The following is a 17,902-nucleotide window of genomic DNA, read 5'->3' on the forward strand; positions in this document are numbered from 1 at the left end:
GGATTAGCTCGCTGCAGTCAAAGAATGGATGAGGTCTGTCGAGGACATCCGTTCGGCATCGTCCAACACCCGGCGCAAGGCGGCAGTGAGATGCTTCTCGATTTGCCAGTGATCACTCATGGCGGCCAATTCGGGGGCCAACTGTGGCGGCATACCCAGCAACAGATCCCGTAACATCCGCCCGGTCGTGTACGCCGCCGTTTTAACGGCCTCCAACTCGACGTGGGCGCCACGATTCTTGTGAAACTCGCTCTCGGTCAGGCGTGACTCATAAAACTCGCGATAGGCGCGCGACTCCTGAAAGTCCGGGATGCCCTCGCCGGCCAATGGCGCCTGGTGCGAAAGAACGGCTGAAGGCTCGTATTCGATCTGGGGGCCCGGGGTATTGCCTTCCGGCCTGCGCTGTATCCGCTCGCGCTCATGTCGCGCCGCCACATTGGCTTTGCTCGGATCCGCAGTGCTGAACAGGAGTCGGTCCGTGGCCTCGACATCCACCATGCCGTCCGCCAGCAGAACCAAACGACCGCTCTTGGCCAACTTCGACACATAGGGTTTCGACCAGCCTTGGCGAGCGGCGAACTCCGCTTTGGTGAGTGCTGTCATGTCGATGCCTTACGGTTAACCCGGCGGGGCCGAGAGTTAACCGAGTAAATTAGTCGGTTAACTCCTAGGTTAACCACCTCAAGGCCAGGGCCTGCCTGGCTTTCAGCCAAATTCATGACCGTTTTTTAATCGCTTAGTTAACTCTTGGTTAACTGCCTTAGTTAACCGGGCTGAAAGCCACGGCCCGCCTGACTTTCAGCCGACTCGACAGTTGGCTGAGTTAACCAGCTTAATTCGTTAGTTAACCGCCCTGTAAGCCACAGCCCATAAGGCTTTCAGCTAAGTTAACCGAGGGAGTTAACCAGTTAACTAACTCTGGAGGGGTGCCGCTAACGCGTTTGCGCGAGTCTTATGCCCCGTGTTCCTTGGAAGTTGCCAGGGTCCCCGGTGCTTTTTGGAAACCTCGAAGATCCACACATTGTCAGGCCGAACTCAATCAATCGGCTTACCACACGGACGAAGATCCCACGTTGGTTGAAGATCGCGTTTGAAACGGAGGCAGTCGAAATCACTTGTTTGAATCTCAGACTGGTAGCGCTGCAATCTGGCGGGCAATCTCGTCATGGATCAGTTTGGCTGACCAGGTATGCGCAATGAGGTCAGTGCCAGCTTCCAGCAGCGCGGCATCACCCTCGGCTGGAATGGCTGGCTTATCACTCAGGTCGTTGTAACTACCCGAGAAATCCGACGTCCCACTACCTATAGCAGCACGAGCAGCGACGGCATCAACACTCACCAGCACAGCCTTACCGACATCCGAGGCGTCCGTGATGCTGTCCGAGGTGATATCGCTTGGCGCCCCCCCGACATTGCTCGATCCCTTAACCACAGCCTGAAGCACTTGAAAGCCTTCGGTGATGGAGACAGGGCTACCGTAAGGCTGCCAACCATCAGTCAAGGACTCAGCCAGTTTGGCCACCAGGTCCTCGGGATTGTCGGCAACAACTGCACCATATTGGGTGTAGGCCATTATCTAAACCTCAAGATTGAATGATTGAGCGGTGAGTGGCTGACATGCAGGCGATTCACCACAATGGATGTGGCCCGTGACGGCATAGGCCATCAGAAGTACAAGCGGCAGCAACCAAGGACAGCGCTTCATGGTGTCGGGCCCGATTTGGGAAACTTGCTTTCGGCTATTCGATCAGCCCAGTGGGCAACCTTCTTCACTCCGAGGAAGCCCACCCAAATACCAACCGGTTGGGCCAGCGACGGCGACAAGCCCATCAGCTCGAAGCCCCAGATAATGCTCAGGGAGAGCAAGACACACATCGGGCCTTCGATCAGTGCATCCTTCCAGGTTCCGCCTGTATAGAACACACGCAGCACGGTCATACACAACGACAGAAATGCCGCCCAAATGGTTTGCGAATGCTGACTGAGCCACATGAAACCAATGGCCCAAGTGTCTGGTTTGTCTGGCATTGGTTTCATCCAATATCCTCCCCTGATCAGGGAGCAGAAATGAAAAAGGCCCACCGGTATGGTGAGCCTTTAAATATTTGTTGTGCGCCCTTCATCGGGCGAGCGGTCTAGACGACTTTAGAAGAATGGATCCAATCAAGAAAAGCTGCTATCAAAACGAGTGGCAATCCGCCACTGAAGAAAGCAGGTGAAACACATGGTTTGGAAAAACGACGACAACAAGAAGTACCGCGGGAAGATCGATCGAATTTACGTATCGATGACTGAGACCTGGGAAGTGGAGCACTTCATCGACCGATATCTGAGTACCCGTGGTTGCGGACTAACCAACGAAAACCAGAGCAAAGTTGCCCATAAGCTAGAAGGCGCACCGGGAAAAGCTCCGCACAAGCGGGACGAACTAAACGCTTGGCTCGATAAAGAATGGGGCCTCAAAGCCAAGTAACCAAAAAGCCCGGACCTTGTGGCCGGGCTTTTTCTATGGTGTCGCGCTGTACAGCTGAACACGTTGCTATAAAAACAGAGCTATTCCATATGGACAACTGTTTTTAATAAATATTCGAAAAAACCTATTTCTTGGCGAAAGCGACACTGCTTGACCGGTTACTTTCACTGCCGCGGATGAGACGTTCGTACCGGCCGATAACGGCCAGAAGCCGGTACTCTGTCTAGGGTCGAAATATTCCCTGCGAGACTATAACTTGCGCAATATTTTCCCATCATCCGCAGGAAAAGAACGCATAGTGTAGGGGCTACCACCTAATGCTTTAACAAGCACGTCTTCATCTTCTGAAGTTGCAAGTATGATTTGCCCCCGCCCAGCACATGCTGCGGCAGACTCTTTCAAAAGCTCCGTAAAACTGACTTTTTTTGCTTCTTGCTGCCTAGGTTCGTCAAATATCAACACTTGTGGATGATTGGTTTCATAGTTTTTTGATAATTTAAAAAGACCTATTAAATAGCTCCAAATTATTCGAATTCCATCACTGGCAGACGTGTCAAATCCAAGATCGAACCCTTCGCGCGTCGGCAGATATGTCTCTTCAGATATTTGTATAAGCTCTGGCTTAAAGCTGGAAAATCCGAAGCTTTTCAATAGGTTGACCACATGCCCCTGAAGTCTTAAGAGCTTCTCGGAGTCAAGCGTTGAGAGAATATTTTGTGGTAGTTTCCTTCGAGCCTCTATAAGCCTCTTGTATTCCTTTACGTGCTTATCCAACTCCAACCTTGCTTGTAAAATGGCTGTTATGCCATCCGAATAAGAGCGTATTAAATTTTCTAAAGTTATTTTTTTTCGTAGATTTTCTTCCATTATCACGCCATCTGGCGATATCACAGTTTTTTGAAGTCGAATTATTTCGTCATATATCGAAGAAATTTCGCTGTTTAATTTCCCCAGCTCCGCCTCCTTAAGTCTTTTTTCTACTCCAAGCCCCTCCCTTATACTTTCAACCAACTTGCCTTGTTCTTTTATATAATTAAGACTCTCATCAAGAGACATTATAGAGGAAGAGTCCCCAAGATTGACCAGGTTATCTGATATCCCCTGAGAGCAGGTGGGACAACTTTTAGCACCTAAAGGTGAGTCTTTCAGGATATCTAATTGCCCAATCTTTTTTAAATCCTCGTATTTCCGCCGGTCTTCTCTGAGTCTATCAACTCGGACCGTCGCAGACTGAATCTGTTGTGCGGAATAGCTCACATCCTCTTCAATGGAGTTAGCGCTGTACGTTAGTGCTCGTGCTTTGACTTTGCGTGACTCTATTTCTTCCAGAATTTTAAAATCGTTGGCTTGTTCATTATTTTTCTGCTGCATTCCCTTTAAAAATATATCAAGCTCTGCTTCTGTTTCGCTTTTCAGAAACTGAATCGACCTCCATTTATCTTTGCTTTTAACAGCAATATCGATTTTGTATGGATCAAAGCTAACTTCTGGAGCATCTGGTATTCCTGTTACCTCTCCAGAAATCCTTGCGGCGGCAAGAGACAGACTTTTTTTACAGGACTTCCAAGAGTAGGAAAGATCATCAATTGACGTTTTTAGAAAGTGCTTCTTTTTAACGATCGCGTTAGTCTCGAGCGCTAGTAGGAATTCGATAGAGCGCCGCTTTGCCTCTTTTATTTTTAAAAACAGAGGCGTGGTTGCCTGTATCGAGCTCCAACCCTTTTTCTGCTCAACAAACCACGTAGGAAAAAAAACCGCCGGATAAAGTGGGGCCTCTCGTCCGTCAATTGTTGGGACTGTTGGTAAATCCCAGCCTATGAACTTGCTGAGCCAATAATAAAAGCCAAGCCCCCTAGTTGTATCGCCTTCTCTGTGTAAGAATAATTTCTGAGGAGTTGCTGCCGCCAAATCATTTATACTTGCTGGATAAATATGGGTGGAATTCTCTTCCGAAACACCTAAAATTTGTCGCTTTATGGTTACAACTTCACCCGTACCATTACCAATTTCCAACAGGACCAATGACGATATGACGGGCATTTCTATGCCATTTTCGTCCTCGATCTCCTTTGTCAAAGATGGAGGGAATGGTAGTTTTACATCTGCCAGGCCTAATGCTTTTTCCATTCCAAGTGCATATGCAATAGCGTTCATGCATGTTGACTTTCCGTGAGTGTTTTCGACTCTCAGAATAAACAAACCACTCTCAAAGGGTATATCAACTCCGTAATCACCTACAGAAGTCTTCGCTATGATCTTAAGTCTTCTTATCTCTAGCATATACTTAGTTCGCCTTGAAAATACGCTCAACAGCCGCTTCTGACAGGTACTTTTTAGCTGCTGTTAGAATCTTTTTCTCTCGTTCCATGATCTCTGTCTCGGTGAAGATTTGTGAAAATAGATCTTCGCCCGCGGCCGTTAACGATACCTTCCCCCCCACTTTACAAACGTAGCCAGCAGCTGCGATTAAATCTATTGCTCTATCTACTGTGGGGTCCAGTCGGATATGTGGCGCAAAAAGTGTTTCTGATTTAGCCCAGCCTAGCAGTTCATCAAAATGCTCTGATGATTTTGTCAACCAGTTGGCCGTATGGATTTTCTTTAGCGAACAGCGATTTTCTCGACCTGTTATGCCCATAATTAATATAACAAGCGAACACTTCCATAAAGGTCTTGTTTCGCACGGAGTGAAGGTTTTTCTTTGATTAAAAGAAAACGGGCTATTGAGAAGCTCTTCTAGGTTCATTAGAAATCCAGTGGGCAACGAATAAGCCAGTCAGAAACAACCCCCCACTTAATTAGCTCAATATCTGTTCGCTTTAATGTACCAACTTCTCTCGCGAGATCGTCCTCAAGTTTCTGGAGCTCATCTTTTATGACTTCATTTGGAAGAAGATCGGGCGACGTGAGAAACCTGGACTCCAAGTAACTTTGTCGATTTTGAACAGATCTTACAACTATCTCATAAATATCCGCCCAGTCCTGGAGCAATCTTGACAAGAGATTTTGATAGTCTAAATACTTATGAACCAAAGAGCTCTTTGTTTGACGCCTTCTTTCTTCGTCGCCTATTATTTTTGGAAGCTTTCGGTCTAAATTATCAAGAAAAGTAAGATTATTATCGATCCACCCTTCAACCCCTTGAGAAGTAGTTCTCTCAAAGTCGATATTTAACTGATAGACCTGCCTATTTAAATGCGCAGCCTCAATTTTGTAATCATCTTCAGTATGAATAAGTATTTCAAAATCGTCAGCTACAAAGTTCAGTCCTTGCCCTCGTACCTCTAGCGATTTTTGAGCACAAAAACTTGTAACCTCTGCGGATTTATGCGCAGAAGTTGCGAGTATCCAGCGACATACTTTTGTCGATCCAAATAGCGCCTCCAACTTTTTTTCATTTGTGGAAAGCTTTTTTATATCTCGGCTTATCTTGGCTTTTTGGGCGGTGACTAATTTTGCGACATCCGATGTTTGCTCTGGAAGATAGCACTGGAAGGCGTGACCACGAAGGGTATAGCACTCAATACCATAGTCACCGCCCTGCCCGTCAGGTACGTCTCGGTAGTTGGCAGGTGAATAATGTAACTTTATAATATCTTTAAAATATCGTTCAAATGCTTTCGGGTCAGTATGTTTATTATTAATCATCCGTGGACATCCTGAATAAATTCCCCAAGCCTCTATGAACTCCAAACTGTGCTTCGGTTAGCTGCATTCTGGGCTCTTCCGTTCATTTTTTCAACGCGCCTTCATTCTGGCGCTATCAGCGAGAATTTAGAGCGCACCAACCGCTTGATAACATGCACTTTCAATGATCGCTCTGGGCCGGCCCATGGCCGATCGTCGCTCCGGCCAGCCCCCGCAAAACTCGTCAATGCAGAAGCCCATGCCTAGTTAGGTGGTATGCAATTGGTTAGTCAAATCGGTGCGATTACCCGCTGTGATTTTGACGATACCTAAGCGCGGGGTATCGGAGTGGTTTTCCGAATATTCTGTCCCCCACCCTTCCTTTATGCTTTCGAGAGCGCAATCAATCCAGGCCACCCCAGCTTTCATTAGCTCTCGAGCTTTCCCCTCGCTCACTTGGTGATACTTTCCGACCCGAACTGCCGGCCATTTTGCGCCGAAGTACAGCCAGACAATATCCCCCATCTGCTGATCACGTTTACACAGGCGAGCCAACGCGGCGTCCACGACACAGGCAAGCTCATCGGTGATGCAATAGGACTTGGCAGGCGATGGCATTGCATCGCGCATCAGTGCCAACATGGGCGACGCATAGCTGGGGATTCCCCTTCCATCCATACGCCACCACCCCCATTGCTCTAGTAGGTATTCCGTATCGCCTAACGGGTGCAGCGCTGGTTTTCGAATCATCATGTGTTGTACCCCTTAGTCCCCGGTGAAATTCGATCCGCCGGCACCGCGGCGGTTGTTCTGTTGGTAATACCCAGCCGGGCCGGATACCGACGGGCCTCGCTGCAATAATTCAATTTCGCGCTGAGCCTGCTGCAATCTGAGGCTGAGCTGTGTCACTAATTCGTCTGTTGAAAGCACCAACTGACTCTCCGCCATTACCCAACCTGAGCCGTTGCAATCGCTGCAAACCAGCTCATAAAAAACACCCTGCACAACGGCTTTGCCCTTGCAGGTCGAGCAATGTTCCAGTTCGATCTGCGCCTTACAAAAGCCATGGCCCTGGGGTTTTTTCATGTTTTGAATCCTCGCCTATGGTTGATTCTTGAATGGCCTTACAGCCCTTATTCTCTGTGGCTTCTAGCGCACTACCGGAATCTCCGGATCTAACACCAGTCAACATATGAATCCGCTCAAATCCCTTCTGATCTAGATGCGCGTGCCACCGCTCCAGGGCATCACGCTTGCGACCCATCACATCCGATTGGATGTACACCTTCACGTTGTGGCCCATGGCATGGTTGATCAATAGCTCGCCGATCAGGTGGTCAATGCCGAGGTCTGCCCAGCCGGTGCGGGCCAACTTGCGCAGGTCGTGACTGGTCCACTCGCCCTGCCCCAGCCGCACGAACACGGCACTCGCCTGCCCCTCACTGAGTGCCTTGCCGTTCCGAGACGGGAACAAGAACTGGCCGTCATACCCTTTGGCCCGCTGGATCTCGCGATAGCTGATGAGCACGTTGCGTACTTGCTCGGTCAGCGGCAGTCGATGCTCGACGCCGGTCTTGGTGTGCTCGGCAGGAATGAACCACTCACGCTCGGCCAGGCTGATGTGTGACCAGCGTGCCTGCCGGGTTTCGCCGATCCGCGTGCCGTGGCAGAGCATCAGCAGCGCCAACAGACCATCCCCCGGGTTGTTCGCCATCGCACCGAGCAAGCGCGTCATCAGGTCTTGCAGCTGGGTGCCGCGCAACCGAGACGGCTTGATACCGACCTTGGCCTTGGAGAAGTCATTGAACTTGATGCCCGTCATCGGGTTTGACGAAATCAGGCCCAGCTTGAACGCCTGCCGAAAGGACAGGGCCAGCAACTGGAATACCGAACGTACGTAGTCGATGGAAATGCTTTCTTGCAGCGGCCACATCAGGTCGCTATCGAGGGAAGCCTTGTCGATGTCGGCCAGTGGCAGATCACCGAGGCGCGGCATGAGGTGGCACTTGATCATCGAAGCGCCGGTCTTCTTGCGCTTCTCGGACAAGCTGCGATCACGCGCCATGCGCTCGGCGTACCAGGTCAGCAACTCACCGGTCGTGACCCACTTCGAAACGGTCGAACCTTCTTCGGCAGCAACTCGAAGACGGACAGTCGGCAGCGCCGCAACCACCTGCTTGGTGCTCAGATCCGGGAATCCACCAATACGGTGCCAGGAGCGCTTGCTGAGCAAGTACCAAGAGCCACGAGAACGATTCTTTGCGAAGCGAAAATGCAACGCCGGATGACTCGCATCACGCAGATCGCGGACGTGCAGTTTTTTGGCGTTTCGCTCGATCTCGGCGTCCGACAGCTTCACCGTCAGGGTTTTCACTACGGCTGTCCAATTACCCATCAGCCCCCCTTCAGCAGAGATTGCAGGAGCTTGAATTTGTCGAGTGCTTCAGCGTTGGCCTCACGCTCTGCCTCAACGGACAACGCCACTTCCTCGATACGCGCGGCGAGCTTTTTCATGCGCTGACCAACCTCCTCGGCAAAGCTGATTACCTCGCCAGACAGCACCGCCAATGTATCCAGAGCGCTACCCTCGGGTTTCTTGGTGGTAGCCATGGCCGGCTTGATATCTTTCGACATGCTCAGTTCTCTCTGGGGCGTGATGGTGATGGTGGTGCGCTGGAAGTGTCCGTTAACGGGTTCACGAATGAGACCTGCGTCCTTCAACTCGCCCAGGCCGCGACGTACGGCCGGAAACTGGGCACCCGTGGTTTCGGCAACCATCAACGAATTGAAAATATCGTGAGCACTCCAGCGCTCCTGGATCGGCACGACTTGAAATACTTTGCGGGCGAGCGACGATTGCCCGGCGAGCATGTTTTGTTGCTTGGCGGCGTTCATCAGAAGCCCTCCTTACCGCGTTGAGATTCCCACTCGAATGCCACACCAATGCAGCCGTTTTCGCGGATGCGGTCGACACAGCGCGCACCAATGGCGTCGTTCAGTTCGGCGGGCGACAGGTTGCTGACGATGATCGTCGGACGGCATTGCTCGTAACGACCGTTGATGATGCTGAACAAGGTGGCCAGCTCGAACTCGCTCTGCTTGGTCGCGCCGACCTCATCGAGCACCAGCAGGTCCGCGCCGATCACTTCACGCAAGATGTGCGCCTCGGACTCGCCCGAGCGCTCATTGAATGTCGCCCGGATCTCGCCGATGAGCGTGCCCACCGTGCGGTAAATCGCCTTGACCATGCATTCGTTGATCAGGTGATTGGCCGAGGCAATGGCTAGGTGGGTCTTGCCGGTGCCGACCTTCCCCAACAGCAACATGCAGCGACCTTCCCGGCGATGCTTCGAAAAGTTGTCGACGTAGTCGGTGCACGCATCCAGGGCAATCTGCTGAGCCGGATTCGACACGACGAAATCGGCGAATGTCTTTTCCGCGAAACGCTTCGGAATCCGGGCGCTTGATTGCTGAACGATCCGAAACTGACAGCGCTTGCGCTCGAGCTCTTGCATGTCGCGCTTGTTGCTCGCGCAGATGGGACACCCAGACAGGTTGCCACCCTTGAGGACGACCGCCGAATATTCGCCATGATCGAAGCAGCTCGCTGGCTGACGGCCGATGACGCCGAATTTGCGGTCCATGTGAGCGCCGAAGTTAGAGACGGAAGGTGCCATTGGCGTTCTCCTTGGTGCCGGCCTTGTAATCGCGAGTGTCAAAGCCGGAATGGCGACTGGCCGGAAGTGGACGTGCGGGGCTGACCGTTTTGTCGGGGAAGATCCCCGTCCATCCGTTGCTGATCGAAAGGGCCAGCACCGAATCGGGGGCTGAATGGCTCGCCAAGGCCTTGGCCTGTTGTTCGCAGCTCTTAGCGGTGAGGGGTTTGTGGATTTCCTTGCGGTGCTGGCACCAGTCGGCCCAAACCTCGACGCTGACGTTTTCCGGCTTGGCGGTTAGCGGGTCGAATTTTGACGATTTGCCTGGCGCGTTAGCGCCCTGCTTTTCCTGATTACTGGTTACCTGATTGGTACCCTGATTACTGGTACCCTGATTTGTCGGAAATTTTTCCGACCCTCCTCGGATTTTTTTCCGACCCTGTTCGGAGATTTTTCCGACCTTGCTCGGAGATTTTTCCGAGGTAGATCGGATATTTTTCCGACCCTCAAACACCTCAGAGGTCGGATATTTTTCCGACCCGTCCAACTTGCGATTCCACTCTTTGGCCTTTTCGGTCAAACGAAACAAACTGATGTTGGAAGTGTGGGATAGCTCGATCAGCCCGGCGGTCTCGAGCCCTTTGAGAAGTCGGTACGCGGTATCTGGTTTGTCAGTGAGCAAGGGCAATTCCTCCACGATCTTTGCCTTGCTCAAGGCAAAGAAAATCCCGTTATCGGTCTTGATTGGCCTTGCCCAGCTAGGACACTCGTAGACAAACGAAAACAGCAGCGCCTGCTGGGAGTTCAACCCCCACTCCAGTGCTTTCACCTGGTTGATCGTGATCGTGAACTGCATATCAACCCTTCCCGCTTGGCAGTCGGGCTGGGCGTTTCGATTTGTGCAACTCAATCAGTGCAGTCACCTCCTCGTGCCGGGCAGCCAAGTGCTTCGCGTGCAAGGCCAGAATCTCTGCGGCTTCCGCTGCCGTGATTTCGCCGTCCTCCAGCGCCAGGGCAAGAAACTGGTCAACCCGACCGCGCTTCACAGAAGTACGTAACGAGCGCTGGTGCATGTCTACATTGTCCAGATCGCCAACCTCAGGCAGGCGAACAAAAACGCCGCTGTACATCGCGCAGATGTAGTCCGGCAAGAAGGTGGTTTTGGCTTCAGTCTCAAGTGTGCAGACCTCATCGTCGGTTAGAGGCTTGACCCCCGCCGACTCGTAAATCCGGTTTTTGAAGCGCTTGAGATTCTCTTCGCCAAGAAAGTCAGAGGCGTATGCAAGCCCGCCAGGGAATGCATTGGCAGCGGTGATGACGGCTTTGCGACGGGTGTCTAGCACTGGCGATTTCATCGTCTAGTTTTCTCTCGGCGCCGTTGCGCTAAAAATGGCTTCAGTTAGTCGCTGTGATGTCCGTTAGGTACTCAGCTCGGCCCAAGGAAATGAAGGACAAAGGGTTTCTTTCTTGAATACACCGTTGGTCAAGGCTTCAGCCCGTTTGGCAACCACCGGAGACATCCCATGTTTTTCACGAACCCAACCGGAAACGGTGCTTTGATCCACCTTGAGCTTCTGTGCGGTGGCCTCTTGCGTCCCGAAGAAAGCAACAAGGTCTTTAAAGATGGTGTTCATATCGCCCCTGATTATGTGAATACCCATATCGTAGATCATAGGCATACCACTTTGCAACGATATGGGTTCGCCAGTAATAATCGGAAGATGGAATATAAAGAACGAATCAAGGCCGCTCGACGACACGCCGGATTTACTCAGGCCCAACTAGCGAAGCTTGTTGGCATCGATCAAGCGTCTATTTCTGACCTTGAGAGAGGCAGATCACAGCGCTCCTCCTATAACGCCTCCATTGCGAAAGCGTGCGGAGTTTCGGCCATATGGATTGAGAGTGGGTCTGGCCCGATGGTTTCAGAAACCACCGAGCAGTCCAACGTAAAGGATGTTGTCCAGCCTCAGATGCTTTATCGATATCCAGTGATCAGTTGGGTATCAGCGGGTTCCTGGGAGGAAGCTGTTCAGCCTTACCCGGATGGTTTTTCTGACAGGTATGAAATATCTGACTACGACTCCAAAGGACCTGCGTTTTGGCTTGAGGTTAAAGGTGATTCGATGACCGCACCTGCAGGCGTAAGCGTCCCTGAAGGGATGATGATCCTGGTAGACACCGAGGCAGATGTGAAACCCGGCAAATTGGTTATTGCCAAACTGCCCGCGAGCAACGAGGCGACTTTTAAGAAGCTGGTGGAGGATGGCGGTGTACGTTATCTGAAGCCGCTGAACCCAGCTTATAAAATGGTCGAGTGTGATGAAAATTGCCGCATCATTGGCGTAGCAGTACGTATGACCGGAAAGCTTTAGAGCGACACTCATACACCGCCATTCATGTGATAAACAAGCCCGCACTAAGCGGGCTTTTTTTGCTTCGTCTCAAAAGAGTACAAGCGTGCTCTTTCCGGATTGTTGCTTTCCCTTTAACAAAATACTGTCTATCCACACAGAAAAAAAACAAAGGAAGACAGATGAGCAATGGCAACAACTCCCTCACGTTGAACACCTATGAACAAGTCGGCCGACGCATTCAACGCATGGTGTCCGATCCAAACGTGCAAAAGGTTCAGACAATTACGATCGCCAGGCGTGATGACGAGTCACCCGATGCATGGGAACGCGTCATCCAAGAGTTTGAGGAGACAGGTGGGATAACTGTCGAGCGGTTAGAAGACGACAGCGTGAGAATTGGCTGGCAGGCATACGTCGACCTATAAGCGAAGCCCGCGATTTGCGGGCTTTTTATCGCCGACTATAAATTTTATGGGCATTCCCATTGACACAAATTATGTGTGAGCCTATATTTTATCCATGTCGACACATAATCGACTCAGCAGCGAAAGCCGCGCCGCTCTTTAACAGTCAGCGCAACAAACAACAGTCCGCATTGCCTCTACCGGGGACCGGCGAGCAGACAGGCCCGAAAGTCTGCCAACGACAGGAACAACCTGTTCGGCTGCCCAATGGTAAAACGCCAGAACCGTGGAATGACCTGGCAAGCAATGTGCCCCGCTCCTCCGGTGGCAATAGGACGAACAGCATCACTGCTGCACCTTGGCGACAGGGTGCATCGGGATGTAATCCCACCAGAGGAAACACCATGTTCGGAATGAAAAAGCTTTTCGGAAAACAAGTCGGCAACGCCCAGGCCGAAATGAAGAAGGTCGTCAACCGCGACTTGATGCAGGCCATTGTCGGTGGCGGCCTATTGGTCGCTGCGGCTGATGGTGAGATTGAAGCCAGCGAGGTTTCCAAACTGGATGAGTTGATTCGCTCCAACCCGAACTTGACGCACTTCGGCAGCGAGATCACCGAAACCATCAATCGTTTTACATGCCAGTTGAACGCCAACTTTCAAGTAGGTCGATTGACGATCAAGCGGGAACTGGCCGACATCAAAAACGTTCCTGCCGACGCGGAGGAAGCCTTCGTCAACATTCTTGCCGTTGCCCAGGCTGATGGTCAGATCAAGCCAGCTGAGTTGGTGGTACTGAAGGAAATAGGCATGCACTTCGGTCTGCGCCTGGCTGACTACGGTATCGAGGCGTGAAGTACGCGACAAAGGTTCTGCTGATCCTGCTGACACTGATCGTGGGCTGCATGTTGCTGAGTGGTCTTGCCTCACGGGCCGCTTGCTCTTACTACGGCTTTCAGACCGATCGAGAGACTCGCTACGCCGCCTTCGTTGGCTGCATGGTTAAGCTCGACGGTGCGTGGTTCCCTCGTAATGAAATCCGCGTAATGCAGTGATGTTTCACTGATGCCGCTTCTTGCAAGGCGGCATTGGGAAACCCACTCACGCAAGGAAATGGACAATGCTGATTTTGACTCGCAAAGAAGGCGAAAGCATCAACATAGGCAACAACATCACGATCACCGTGCTGGGTGTGAGCGGCAAACAGGTACGTATCGGAACTAGCGCACCCAAGGATGTCCCGGTGCATCGAGAAGAAATCACGCAGCGCATTCAGGCGGGTTCGTCGAAGCCCGCGATGGCAACACCTGCGATCACTTAAGCAGGTCTTTTTGACACAAACAATGGCCCGGTTCCGATCGGGCTTTTTTACGCCTGCCTTTTATCAATCAGCCCCTTTCCTGCCCAATGGCCACCGCAGGTGGTCGGAGTGCTGATGAATACACCTAACCTACTCCGAGGGATCAACCATGCATCCATCATTTCAAGAGCGCATCGATGAAGTCGGTGAGCTGCTGCAACGAACAAAGGCCGCCCGCTCCAGGTTCTACAGTCGTATTGATCGACGAGCCCCGGCCAAACCGGTGCGCTACCAAGTCGCCGGCGGAAGCTTCGGCATGTATCAGATTAAAGACCTCACCACCGGCAAGACTAGCGCCTTCCGTAACGACTACAAGGCCGCTCACGACCTTGCCATGCAGTTTGAAGCCAGGGCCGATCGCCAGATTACGGTGGCGCTATGAAAAAACGAAAGCCCAACAACATGCGTACCCGGATAGAGCGAGCGAGCCGGGCACTGCTGAACGCCAATCACGTCGCGGTGGTCCACATCGACCCCAGCGGACGCCAAGGGATGATCAACAGGAAGAGCTGCACGAGCATCCCGCCAGGACAACGCATGGCCGAAGCAGTCTGCGACGTTGCCCATCGCTGGACAATCTATGTCAGCGTCCAGTGTCGCGATCAACGAGGGCACCGCTACACCAAATCGGTAGAGGTTGCTCCCCAAGGCAACTATCTGGCCGCGCACCTCGAAGACGTGATCGAGGACACCTACAAAGCCCTGGTCGCCGAGAGCAATCCGAATCATCGGGTAGCTTCGGGCTGGATCGCCATTCCCGCCGAGGTCTCGCTGACTGAAGAGCATGCCGCCCTGTTATTCGACGCCGTAGGAGTCTGGAATCAGCAGAGGCCAGCATGAGACGAATAAGCAACCAGGTGCGCCAGCGCCGACGACAGGCATGGCTGGATCTACCGGCCAACGGAATTGAAGATGCATGCAATGGCCGAGGAACAGCAGGAGCCAACGGCGGAAGCCATCAAGCAACGCAGGAAGCGAGAGAAAGAAGCAGCCAAGAATGCCTCATCGAGCCCTGCAAAGCTAACTCAGAAATTTTATAAGAGCGGAACCCACTGGCGTAGTCCTACTCGACTTCATTCCATGTGCACTCATAGTGGTTCCTAGGCTATCCGTGTTTATCAGCCCACGCTGATAAAGATCTTTCCAGATAATTTTGTAAATCGCATCCTGCCCTTTAAGTTCAGGCAATGCGAACTCAATGACTTGATCAATACCCCCCATACTCCAAGAGGATGGAAACTGCCTCCCATCCCGGGCTATCCACAATTCGGGATCAAGAAACAGATGAAGCAAACGAATGTGAGTCACAGTGCAGACATCGACAAAATTCAAAAATATTTGGCGATAGTCATCTGATGGGCAACTCGGGAGAGCAGAATTTCTTACCGCGTTGCGCAATGCCTCAAGTTTTTCGGCCTCATGATTCCGAAGCGATATGGCACACACTTCGGCTACTGTGCTGATAAAGGCATCGTTGTCTTGCAACCCTGCCTCAGTCACAACCCCCTGCTCGATCAGTTCATTGATGACCTCGCCAAGCTGAATCATTGTTTCAGTTCGCCGCTTGCTCAGTGGTGACTCAAGAACTGAATTAAAAATCTCCACCAGAGGCCCGCCAACAACTGGAATTGCACCTACCCCAATACGAGCCAAACGGTGAAGCTTTTCGCTGTCAGCCTCCAAATCTGGATCAAGACCACTTAGATCAACTTTTTTTCTCATTCACTGCTCCCTCTCGGCTCCATGCCGGGCATCTGTAATACGCCACTTCAACGAATCACGCCAGCCAGCGAGCGAGCCTGCACCAACGATCACCACGAAGGATCGTCTGGGCCTGGTCACCGTGACAATCAAGGGCACGCCTTACGTGATCGTCGATATCTGCCTGCGGATGCTGCAACCGGCTTGCTGTACAAGGCTAAGGGCTTCCCGGCCGACTAGTCATCAACCATGGCGCTGACGTCAGGCCGTTCACTAAAACGCAACAGATGCTCATGTGCGGTAACAGCCTCAGCCCGCCGCCGATGGCTGCTCTTGCCCGGGCAAATGACCCATGGTCAGCAGCCCAACGGCAGGCTGTAGCAGCATAAAACTCGCTTACTTTAATAAAGTTTTAAAATAAACACCCCAATCGTAATTATTCCAAATAATTGTGCTTGCCTTCTGAACGACGAAGTTCTCCGCATCTTCAAATGTTTTCCAATTACCCTCGGCTTCAAAAGCTTCACACGCGCATTCAAACTTATCGTAAGGAAACAAACATTGGATATAGACCGCTATTGGAACGACTGCGGCACCATTATCCCAAACATACCTTCGGAACACCTTAACCCCATCGATTGCGTAAGGCTCTGGAACGGGACGACTCAATTCCTCAGGTTCTCCACGGGATTGAGCGTTCACCTTTCCGAGAACTGAAACTCCATCGACATGTGGCAAACTGGCACGAAACAGCGATAGCAGATCCCGTTTCGCCCGAAGAGCAATAAGTACATCTGGCTGGGAATAACTGCGATCAACCCACCTGGGCAAATCAGTTGATACCGCTTGGCCATACGCGACTGCGTCACGCAAGCTACCGAGAATTTTAGCGCTTCCCGGAGGAAGCTCAGAAATAGGTATTTTGTTTATTGCATCAAGAAGCCCGGGCCAATCCTGCTCCCTCTTGTTATATAGATACTCCCTCATCATCCTCTGCTCTTTGTGAGGATAAATGAAGTTATTAGTCAATAGCCAAAGATTCTCCATAGCTTCATCTGACAAAACACGCATGACTCCGAGCAAATTACGTTGCTTTTCTCTGGTAGCAACCTTTGCATGCCACATCGGAATAAATGAAGCTACGATAATTGCAACACCAGCACCTATAGCTTGAGCCCATCCAGCCGCCTCGTTTGGAAGCCAACCGTTTCTACTGAAGTAACCGATTGACCCGACGATAACCCAAAGCCCTGCACCTCCAACAACCAACCACCATATTGCCCAGATTGTTGGCTCAGTCAGTTTTTTCCATTGCATCTCGAACTTCCTATCTGGCGCAGGCACTTCATTGTGTTTGGCAAGTTAACCATCAAATCAGCACACTTGATAAGTCATGCGAAAGGAATCCCTACGCCCAAAGAAAACAAATCCAACAAGGTGGCGCCATGATCGCAGCGCCGCTCTACATGATCTGGCTCATCTACAAGGGGCCGCGGCGTAAAGGGTCCACCCCGCCAATCACCTCAGGGGAGAGAGCGTGTACGCAACTGGCGAGGTGAACTGATAAACCGTAGCCCACCTTCAAAGTATGCCTCACACCTCTCATCTGATTTCCAAAATCTACCTGTCATGGTGAAAGTAAGAGTTCACCCCACAAGCTGCCCAAAAGGGCGGCGAGTGAGCAACACGCCGGCGGGATGAACGAAAAGGCGTTAGCTCATTTGCTAATGAGCTGCGCCCCTTCAAAAACCTACAACTCAACCAGCCCACCGATAAACAACGGGCGAGGAATCCTCATGACCAAAGAAAACGTTTACGACGAACAAATCAGTCCGCTGGTCCGCCATATCATCGACATCTGCAGAGCGCAGGAGATTGCCCTGCTGCTTTCCGCTCTGCCTGAGGACGAGGATGAGCGAGAACTGTTCTGCACCACCATCCTACCCGGTACGGATGAGGTGTCGTGCGAGAAGTTTGTCCAGGCACTGAGCGTCATCTGCCCACCAGGCCGCCCCGTGATGCACATGCCCACCACTCACGCCAATGGCAGCCAGACGTTAACCGCCATCATTTGATCCATCCCTACCCCCACCGCCTAGCGCGGCATGGAGACGCTCATGAGCATCCAGTTTCTATCCCACGAGGAGGTTTGCGAGCTCACCGGCGCGCGGACCAAGGCAGGCCAGATCCTCAACCTGAAGAAGAATGGCATCAGGCACACCATCAAGGTGAATGGCTGGCCAAGCGTCACGGCGATGGCCGTGACCGCGGTCGGTATGTTTGAGCCAGAGAAACCCGCATGGACACCACGCAAGGCTAGCTGAC

Annotated in this window: 23 protein-coding genes and 2 pseudogenes; 10 read left to right on the plus strand and 15 right to left on the minus strand. The window is 51.8% G+C overall.

From position 1 onward, the window contains the following. Positions 1 to 3: 3 nt before the first annotated feature. The 3 genes from KW841_RS17955 to KW841_RS17965 form a co-directional block, all read right to left on the minus strand. Positions 4 to 603, minus strand: a complete 600-nt coding sequence (locus KW841_RS17955; RefSeq protein WP_218478731.1) for a terminase small subunit — start codon at positions 601 to 603, stop codon at positions 4 to 6. A 523-nt stretch (positions 604 to 1,126) separates the two neighbouring features. Further along, positions 1,127 to 1,573 carry a DUF1737 domain-containing protein gene (locus KW841_RS17960; protein ID WP_218478733.1) on the minus strand — a complete coding sequence of 149 codons (447 nt, stop codon included), beginning with the start codon at positions 1,571 to 1,573 and terminating at the stop codon, positions 1,127 to 1,129. Between the two features lie 128 nt (positions 1,574 to 1,701). Next, positions 1,702 to 2,028 carry a phage holin, lambda family gene (locus KW841_RS17965; protein WP_371319517.1) on the minus strand — a complete coding sequence of 109 codons (327 nt, stop codon included), beginning with the start codon at positions 2,026 to 2,028 and terminating at the stop codon, positions 1,702 to 1,704. A 196-nt stretch (positions 2,029 to 2,224) separates the two neighbouring features. On the opposite strand from KW841_RS17965, the gene KW841_RS17970 reads away from it, so the two are divergent. Beyond that, the gene (locus KW841_RS17970; RefSeq protein WP_218478737.1) at positions 2,225 to 2,473 is read left to right on the plus strand and encodes a hypothetical protein; all 249 of its coding nucleotides are present in this window, start codon (positions 2,225 to 2,227) and stop codon (positions 2,471 to 2,473) included. Positions 2,474 to 2,722: 249 nt separating this feature from the next. On the opposite strand, the gene KW841_RS17975 is transcribed toward KW841_RS17970, so the two are convergent. The 10 genes and pseudogenes from KW841_RS17975 to KW841_RS18020 form a co-directional block, all read right to left on the minus strand. Next, a complete protein-coding gene (locus KW841_RS17975) occupies positions 2,723 to 4,783 on the minus strand; it encodes a hypothetical protein (RefSeq protein ID WP_218478740.1) in 2,061 nt (686 codons plus the stop codon). Further along, positions 4,758 to 5,219, minus strand: coding sequence for a hypothetical protein (locus KW841_RS17980; RefSeq protein WP_218478742.1), 462 nt, complete (start codon positions 5,217 to 5,219; stop codon positions 4,758 to 4,760). Before KW841_RS17980 ends, KW841_RS17975 begins: the two co-directional genes overlap by 26 nt. Next, positions 5,219 to 6,121 carry a hypothetical protein gene (locus tag KW841_RS17985; RefSeq protein ID WP_218478743.1) on the minus strand — a complete coding sequence of 301 codons (903 nt, stop codon included), beginning with the start codon at positions 6,119 to 6,121 and terminating at the stop codon, positions 5,219 to 5,221. The genes KW841_RS17980 and KW841_RS17985 overlap by 1 nt, the downstream gene beginning before the upstream one ends. 357 nt (positions 6,122 to 6,478) lie before the next feature. Next, positions 6,479 to 6,853 (minus strand): annotated as a pseudogene (locus KW841_RS17990) (antiterminator Q family protein); the annotation flags it as partial. 12 nt (positions 6,854 to 6,865) lie between these two features. After that, positions 6,866 to 7,186, minus strand: coding sequence for a hypothetical protein (locus tag KW841_RS17995; RefSeq protein ID WP_218478747.1), 321 nt, complete (start codon positions 7,184 to 7,186; stop codon positions 6,866 to 6,868). Then, positions 7,155 to 8,495 (minus strand): site-specific integrase, encoded by a 1,341-nt coding sequence (locus tag KW841_RS18000; RefSeq protein ID WP_218478749.1) that lies wholly within the window; start codon positions 8,493 to 8,495, stop codon positions 7,155 to 7,157. Before KW841_RS18000 ends, KW841_RS17995 begins: the two co-directional genes overlap by 32 nt. Continuing rightward, a complete protein-coding gene (locus tag KW841_RS18005) occupies positions 8,495 to 8,995 on the minus strand; it encodes a hypothetical protein (RefSeq protein ID WP_218478751.1) in 501 nt (166 codons plus the stop codon). The genes KW841_RS18000 and KW841_RS18005 overlap by 1 nt, the downstream gene beginning before the upstream one ends. Continuing rightward, on the minus strand, positions 8,995 to 9,777 hold the full coding sequence (locus KW841_RS18010) for an ATP-binding protein (protein ID WP_218478753.1): 783 nt from the start codon (positions 9,775 to 9,777) through the stop codon (positions 8,995 to 8,997). The genes KW841_RS18005 and KW841_RS18010 overlap by 1 nt, the downstream gene beginning before the upstream one ends. Beyond that, positions 9,758 to 10,612 (minus strand): hypothetical protein, encoded by an 855-nt coding sequence (locus tag KW841_RS29730; protein ID WP_256357859.1) that lies wholly within the window; start codon positions 10,610 to 10,612, stop codon positions 9,758 to 9,760. The genes KW841_RS18010 and KW841_RS29730 overlap by 20 nt, the downstream gene beginning before the upstream one ends. A gap of 1 nt (position 10,613) precedes the next feature. Then, positions 10,614 to 11,111 carry a YmfL family putative regulatory protein gene (locus KW841_RS18020; protein WP_218478755.1) on the minus strand — a complete coding sequence of 166 codons (498 nt, stop codon included), beginning with the start codon at positions 11,109 to 11,111 and terminating at the stop codon, positions 10,614 to 10,616. Between the two features lie 168 nt (positions 11,112 to 11,279). Here KW841_RS18020 and KW841_RS18025 point away from each other — a divergent pair, with 168 nt between their 5' ends. From KW841_RS18025 to KW841_RS18050, 6 genes are all read left to right on the plus strand, one after another. After that, positions 11,280 to 12,131 (plus strand): LexA family transcriptional regulator, encoded by an 852-nt coding sequence (locus tag KW841_RS18025; protein ID WP_218478757.1) that lies wholly within the window; start codon positions 11,280 to 11,282, stop codon positions 12,129 to 12,131. Positions 12,132 to 12,292: 161 nt separating this feature from the next. Continuing rightward, the gene (locus KW841_RS18030) at positions 12,293 to 12,538 is read left to right on the plus strand and encodes a DUF1654 domain-containing protein (protein ID WP_218478759.1); all 246 of its coding nucleotides are present in this window, start codon (positions 12,293 to 12,295) and stop codon (positions 12,536 to 12,538) included. A gap of 59 nt (positions 12,539 to 12,597) precedes the next feature. Next, positions 12,598 to 13,371 carry a tellurite resistance TerB family protein gene (locus tag KW841_RS29735; protein ID WP_256357860.1) on the plus strand — a complete coding sequence of 258 codons (774 nt, stop codon included), beginning with the start codon at positions 12,598 to 12,600 and terminating at the stop codon, positions 13,369 to 13,371. A 265-nt stretch (positions 13,372 to 13,636) separates the two neighbouring features. Next, entirely contained in the window at positions 13,637 to 13,837 is a 201-nt protein-coding gene (gene csrA / locus KW841_RS18040) for a carbon storage regulator CsrA (protein WP_217837783.1), read from the plus strand. Between the two features lie 148 nt (positions 13,838 to 13,985). After that, positions 13,986 to 14,258, plus strand: a complete 273-nt coding sequence (locus tag KW841_RS18045) for a hypothetical protein (protein WP_218478760.1) — start codon at positions 13,986 to 13,988, stop codon at positions 14,256 to 14,258. Beyond that, positions 14,255 to 14,716 carry a hypothetical protein gene (locus tag KW841_RS18050; RefSeq protein ID WP_218478762.1) on the plus strand — a complete coding sequence of 154 codons (462 nt, stop codon included), beginning with the start codon at positions 14,255 to 14,257 and terminating at the stop codon, positions 14,714 to 14,716. Before KW841_RS18045 ends, KW841_RS18050 begins: the two co-directional genes overlap by 4 nt. A gap of 180 nt (positions 14,717 to 14,896) precedes the next feature. Here the strand turns inward: KW841_RS18050 and KW841_RS18055 are convergent, their stop codons facing one another. Further along, complete coding sequence (locus KW841_RS18055; RefSeq protein WP_218478765.1) at positions 14,897 to 15,598, minus strand: hypothetical protein; 702 nt, start codon at positions 15,596 to 15,598, stop codon at positions 14,897 to 14,899. Between the two features lie 67 nt (positions 15,599 to 15,665). Here KW841_RS18055 and KW841_RS29740 point away from each other — a divergent pair. Next, positions 15,666 to 15,966: pseudogene (locus KW841_RS29740) on the plus strand (DNA cytosine methyltransferase); the annotation flags it as partial. Between the two features lie 7 nt (positions 15,967 to 15,973). Here KW841_RS29740 and KW841_RS18060 read toward each other — a convergent pair. Continuing rightward, the gene (locus KW841_RS18060; RefSeq protein ID WP_218478767.1) at positions 15,974 to 16,894 is read right to left on the minus strand and encodes a hypothetical protein; all 921 of its coding nucleotides are present in this window, start codon (positions 16,892 to 16,894) and stop codon (positions 15,974 to 15,976) included. A gap of 479 nt (positions 16,895 to 17,373) precedes the next feature. On the opposite strand from KW841_RS18060, the gene KW841_RS18065 reads away from it, so the two are divergent. Together KW841_RS18065 and KW841_RS18070 are read left to right on the plus strand one after the other, a co-directional pair. Continuing rightward, entirely contained in the window at positions 17,374 to 17,652 is a 279-nt protein-coding gene (locus KW841_RS18065; protein ID WP_218478769.1) for a hypothetical protein, read from the plus strand. A 42-nt stretch (positions 17,653 to 17,694) separates the two neighbouring features. Next, positions 17,695 to 17,901: a DUF4224 domain-containing protein gene (locus KW841_RS18070; protein WP_090455600.1), complete on the plus strand. Its 207-nt coding sequence runs from the start codon at positions 17,695 to 17,697 to the stop codon at positions 17,899 to 17,901. Position 17,902: the final 1 nt, after the last annotated feature.

Source organism: Pseudomonas sp. PDM28 (genome assembly GCF_019219115.1).
GTDB lineage: Bacteria > Pseudomonadota > Gammaproteobacteria > Pseudomonadales > Pseudomonadaceae > Aquipseudomonas > Aquipseudomonas laurylsulfatiphila.

Coding starts and splice junctions, on each gene's coding strand:
- KW841_RS17995 (WP_218478747.1), bottom strand. CDS start 7,186: ATGAAAAAACCCCAGGGCCATGGCTTTTGTAAGGCGCAGATCGAACTG.
- KW841_RS18070 (WP_090455600.1), top strand. CDS start 17,695: ATGAGCATCCAGTTTCTATCCCACGAGGAGGTTTGCGAGCTCACCGGC.
- KW841_RS17960 (WP_218478733.1), bottom strand. CDS start 1,573: ATGGCCTACACCCAATATGGTGCAGTTGTTGCCGACAATCCCGAGGAC.
- csrA (WP_217837783.1), top strand. CDS start 13,637: ATGCTGATTTTGACTCGCAAAGAAGGCGAAAGCATCAACATAGGCAAC.
- KW841_RS18055 (WP_218478765.1), bottom strand. CDS start 15,598: ATGAGAAAAAAAGTTGATCTAAGTGGTCTTGATCCAGATTTGGAGGCT.
- KW841_RS17985 (WP_218478743.1), bottom strand. CDS start 6,121: ATGATTAATAATAAACATACTGACCCGAAAGCATTTGAACGATATTTT.
- KW841_RS18030 (WP_218478759.1), top strand. CDS start 12,293: ATGAGCAATGGCAACAACTCCCTCACGTTGAACACCTATGAACAAGTC.
- KW841_RS18025 (WP_218478757.1), top strand. CDS start 11,280: ATGTTTTTCACGAACCCAACCGGAAACGGTGCTTTGATCCACCTTGAG.
- KW841_RS18005 (WP_218478751.1), bottom strand. CDS start 8,995: ATGAACGCCGCCAAGCAACAAAACATGCTCGCCGGGCAATCGTCGCTC.
- KW841_RS17955 (WP_218478731.1), bottom strand. CDS start 603: ATGACAGCACTCACCAAAGCGGAGTTCGCCGCTCGCCAAGGCTGGTCG.
- KW841_RS18010 (WP_218478753.1), bottom strand. CDS start 9,777: ATGGCACCTTCCGTCTCTAACTTCGGCGCTCACATGGACCGCAAATTC.
- KW841_RS18045 (WP_218478760.1), top strand. CDS start 13,986: ATGCATCCATCATTTCAAGAGCGCATCGATGAAGTCGGTGAGCTGCTG.
- KW841_RS18000 (WP_218478749.1), bottom strand. CDS start 8,495: ATGGGTAATTGGACAGCCGTAGTGAAAACCCTGACGGTGAAGCTGTCG.
- KW841_RS29730 (WP_256357859.1), bottom strand. CDS start 10,612: ATGCAGTTCACGATCACGATCAACCAGGTGAAAGCACTGGAGTGGGGG.
- KW841_RS18065 (WP_218478769.1), top strand. CDS start 17,374: ATGACCAAAGAAAACGTTTACGACGAACAAATCAGTCCGCTGGTCCGC.
- KW841_RS17980 (WP_218478742.1), bottom strand. CDS start 5,219: ATGAACCTAGAAGAGCTTCTCAATAGCCCGTTTTCTTTTAATCAAAGA.
- KW841_RS18050 (WP_218478762.1), top strand. CDS start 14,255: ATGAAAAAACGAAAGCCCAACAACATGCGTACCCGGATAGAGCGAGCG.
- KW841_RS17970 (WP_218478737.1), top strand. CDS start 2,225: ATGGTTTGGAAAAACGACGACAACAAGAAGTACCGCGGGAAGATCGAT.
- KW841_RS18060 (WP_218478767.1), bottom strand. CDS start 16,894: ATGCAATGGAAAAAACTGACTGAGCCAACAATCTGGGCAATATGGTGG.
- KW841_RS17965 (WP_371319517.1), bottom strand. CDS start 2,028: ATGCCAGACAAACCAGACACTTGGGCCATTGGTTTCATGTGGCTCAGT.
- KW841_RS18020 (WP_218478755.1), bottom strand. CDS start 11,111: ATGAAATCGCCAGTGCTAGACACCCGTCGCAAAGCCGTCATCACCGCT.